Source organism: Longimicrobium sp., from assembly GCF_036554565.1.
In the GTDB taxonomy this organism is placed as follows: domain Bacteria; phylum Gemmatimonadota; class Gemmatimonadetes; order Longimicrobiales; family Longimicrobiaceae; genus Longimicrobium.
The window spans coordinates 1-3213 of record NZ_DATBNB010000075.1; the positions used below are offsets into that span (position 1 = coordinate 1).

Annotated in this window: 4 protein-coding genes; all 4 read right to left on the reverse strand. The window is 71.7% G+C overall.

What is annotated here, in order from left to right; translation table 11 throughout:
* Positions 1-56: 56 nt before the first annotated feature.
* Positions 57-722 (reverse strand): M15 family metallopeptidase, encoded by a 666-nt coding sequence (locus VIB55_RS02080; RefSeq protein ID WP_331875004.1) that lies wholly within the window; start codon positions 720-722, stop codon positions 57-59.
* Positions 712-1461: an MBL fold metallo-hydrolase gene (locus VIB55_RS02085; protein ID WP_331875005.1), complete on the reverse strand. Its 750-nt coding sequence runs from the start codon at positions 1459-1461 to the stop codon at positions 712-714. The genes VIB55_RS02080 and VIB55_RS02085 overlap by 11 nt, the downstream gene beginning before the upstream one ends.
* A gap of 696 nt (positions 1462-2157) precedes the next feature.
* Complete coding sequence (locus VIB55_RS02090) at positions 2158-2634, reverse strand: hypothetical protein (RefSeq protein WP_331875006.1); 477 nt, start codon at positions 2632-2634, stop codon at positions 2158-2160.
* 43 nt (positions 2635-2677) lie between these two features.
* Entirely contained in the window at positions 2678-3196 is a 519-nt protein-coding gene (locus VIB55_RS02095) for a D-sedoheptulose-7-phosphate isomerase (protein WP_349262980.1), read from the reverse strand.
* Positions 3197-3213 lie beyond the last annotated feature (17 nt).

Here is a 3213-nt window from a genome sequence, read left to right on the forward strand (position 1 = left end):
CGTGCGTGCAAGCGAAGCCGGGGGCTCGACGTCTCAGGATTGCGGAACGCCACCCGTCAGCGGAAGCAGCGGAGGGGCGCGTCCAGCGGCTCGTAGTCGCCGCCGATCCGGAAGTGCCACCACTCCTGGTCGTAGTTGGCGTAGCCCTCGGCGCGCATCGCCTCCACCAGGATCATCCGGTTGGCCAGCACCTGGCCGGTGGCGTTGGCGGTGTGGGCCGACTCGGAAAAGGTGTCGTACGCGGTGCCCATGTCCAGCTCGCGGCCGGTGCGCGCATCCACCAGCGTCAGGTCCACCGTCGTTCCCAGGTTGTGGCCGCTCCGCCGGGCCACGTACCCCTGCTGCAGCACCCACTGGTTCCCGCTGCGCTCCGCCCAGTTCACCATCGCCAGGGTGGCGCGGACGGGCCGGTACGCATCGTACACCTTCAGGCTCAGCCCCCGGGGGCGAAGCCGCCGCTGCACGCGGGCCAGCGCCTCGGCGGCGTTGGGCCGCATCATCGCCAGGGGCCGCTCGTAGCCGGGGAGGATGGCGCCCGTGAAGTTGTTGCGCGTGGCGTAGCGGATGTCGGTACGGATCGACGGCTCCACCCGGCGCACGTTCACCAGCGTCCCCGCGGGCAGGTCGCACTCGCCCACGTGGGCCACAGCCGGCGCGCAGCCGGTGACGAGAACGGCGGCGAGCGCCAGCCCGAAGCTGCGCATGAAGAGATTAGAAGTCATATCGGGCTCCGTCGGTGCCGAATTCAACGTGGGAAAAGATCGTCCGTGCCGCCGCGAGCTGCCCATCCTCCACGCCAGGGGGAAGGTGCACAAGCACCAGCCGTCCGGCGCCCGCCTCGCGCGCCACCTCGGCGGCCTGCTCGTTGGTGCTGTGCCCGCTCTGCTCGGTGCCGGTGGCCTCGTGCACCAGCACGTCCGCGCCGCGCGAAAGCTCGATGATGTCGTCCGATTTGGCGGTGTCGCACGAGTACGCCGCCACGCCGGGGCCGCGCGCATCTTCCACGCGCAGGCCGACCACCGGAACGCCGTGGATGCCGGGCGCCGCCGTGATCCGCCACCGCTCGTTCGCCAGCACCGGCGCGCCGGCCTCGTGCGCCACCTCGTGCCAGACGATGTCGGGCACGCCCTTCCATCCGCCGGTGTGGAATGCCTCCCACGAGCGCCGGGCCTGGTCGATGGCGGGGCGGATGCCGTAGACGGGGATGGGATCACGCCGGCCGAGCAGCCAGATCTTTTCCATGAACAGGGGAAAGCCCGACACGTGGTCCGGGTGCTCGTGCGTAACGATCATCGCCTCGATGCCGGCCGGGTCGATGCCGGCGGCCAGCAGGCGCTGCACCACGTCGCCGCCGCAGTCCACCACCACGCTGCGGCCCTGGCTCTCGAACGCCAGCATGGTGGTGGTGCGCGACGGATCGCTGACCGCCGCTCCCGTGCCGAGAAGGTGAACGACGGGCATTGGTGGCCCTGGTTCCAGGTGGGACGGGTGTGTGTGCCTGCGTGCATCATCATGCGCCGCCACGGCCCCGCGGGGCAAGCGCCGGGCCCGGCGGGCCCCGCCCCCGGCCCGGCCCCCGGCCCCCCCCTCTCCCGGCCTCTCCCCCGCAAACTGCGCGGGAGAGAGGAGAACTTATTATGAGGTTCGACTGGCTGCCTCGCATGCCGCGGGAACCCCCTCCCCCCGGCCCCCGTCCCCCGCTTCGCAGGGGAGGGGGAGACCTGAATCGCGCTTCGGCTGGCCTGACGCACCGGGCTGGCTCCCTTCCCCTGCGGCTGTTTGCGGGGGAAGGGCTGGGGATGGGGGGCGCCGGCCCGAGCACCGGGCCCCTGCCTGCCCACACCTCAATCCCGAAGTGTACTCCCTCTCCCACGCTGTTTGTGGGAGAGGGTGGCACGCGTGTCAGCGCGGCCGGGTGAGGGCCCCACGGCAGCCGAGGCCTCGGCTGCGGTGACCGCTGCCGCGCCCTGGCTTCTTTCCCTTCCGCGGCTGGATCCTTCGCCCCGCGTGGCCCGTCGTACGGGCCGGTGTGGTGCGCCTGGGGCTCAGGATGACAGGCTTCTGTGTGGTTTCGTGGCCCCGTGTACGACGAACGTAGAAGGGCGGCCTCCCCCGAAGGTGAAGCCGCCCCGTCCCTGCGCCGCAGCCCGCCCGAACTCAGCGCTTTTCCTGGTCCTCCACGAGCTTGTTGCAGGCGTGGTCGGCGTACTCGCGCGACACGGTGTAGTCGTTGGCGTACAGGCGCGCCACGTTCTCCTCGACGCTGCCCTCCGAGGGCGGGCTCACCCTGAACTTGCCCGCCGACTGGATGTACGCCAGCGAATCCTGCTTGCTGCCGGCGTGGAACGCCGAGTCCAGGTACGCCGCCTCGTGCGCCTTGACGTCGGCGTAGGCCGCGTACACCTGCGCGAACGTGTGCGGCGCCCGCACGATGTCGGGAATTCCGGCCCCGGCCTGCTGCCGCATCATCGTATCCAGCTGCGCCAGCTGCGACTGCGCCCGCTGCTGAAGCGCCTCGGTGATGCAGGCGGTGCGGCGGGCCTCCAGGCGCTTGGTGCGCTGCTCCGGCGTGATCTCGGCACGGCCGCAGGCGGCCAGCAGCAGGGCCAGGGCGGCGGGGGCGGTTCTGTACATGGCTCGGACGGTCCGTTCGGCGTAGGGCATCACAGGTGCGGCTTCAGGCGGATTCGGGAAACAGCGTCAGCTCGACGAGTTCGCAGAGCAGGTGGATCAGGGTGATGTGGCCTTCCTGGATGCGCTCCGTGGCCTGCGCGGGCACGACCAGCAGCTCGTCGCACAGCTCGCGCAGGGCGCCGCCGTCGCGGCCGGACAGCCCCAGCACCAGCATCCCCCGCTCGCGGGCCGCCCGGGCCGCGCGCAGCACGTTGCGCGAGTTGCCGCTGGTGCTGATGGCCACCAGCACGTCGCCGGCGCGGCCCATCGCCTCTACCTGCCGGCTGAAGGCGGTGTCGAACTCGTAGTCGTTGCTCCAGCAGGTGAGCGTGGGCGCATCCAGCAGGTGGTGCGCCGGAAGGCCCGGGCGATCCCGCTTGTACCGCGCCACCAGCTCCTCCACCAGGTGCATGGCATCGCACGCCGAGCCGCCGTTGCCGCACGCGTACAGCCGGTTTCCCGCGCCGAACGCCTCCGCCACCCGCCCCGCCGCCCGCGCCACGCCCGGCGCCATGTCGCGCATGGCCAGCTTCACCCGGG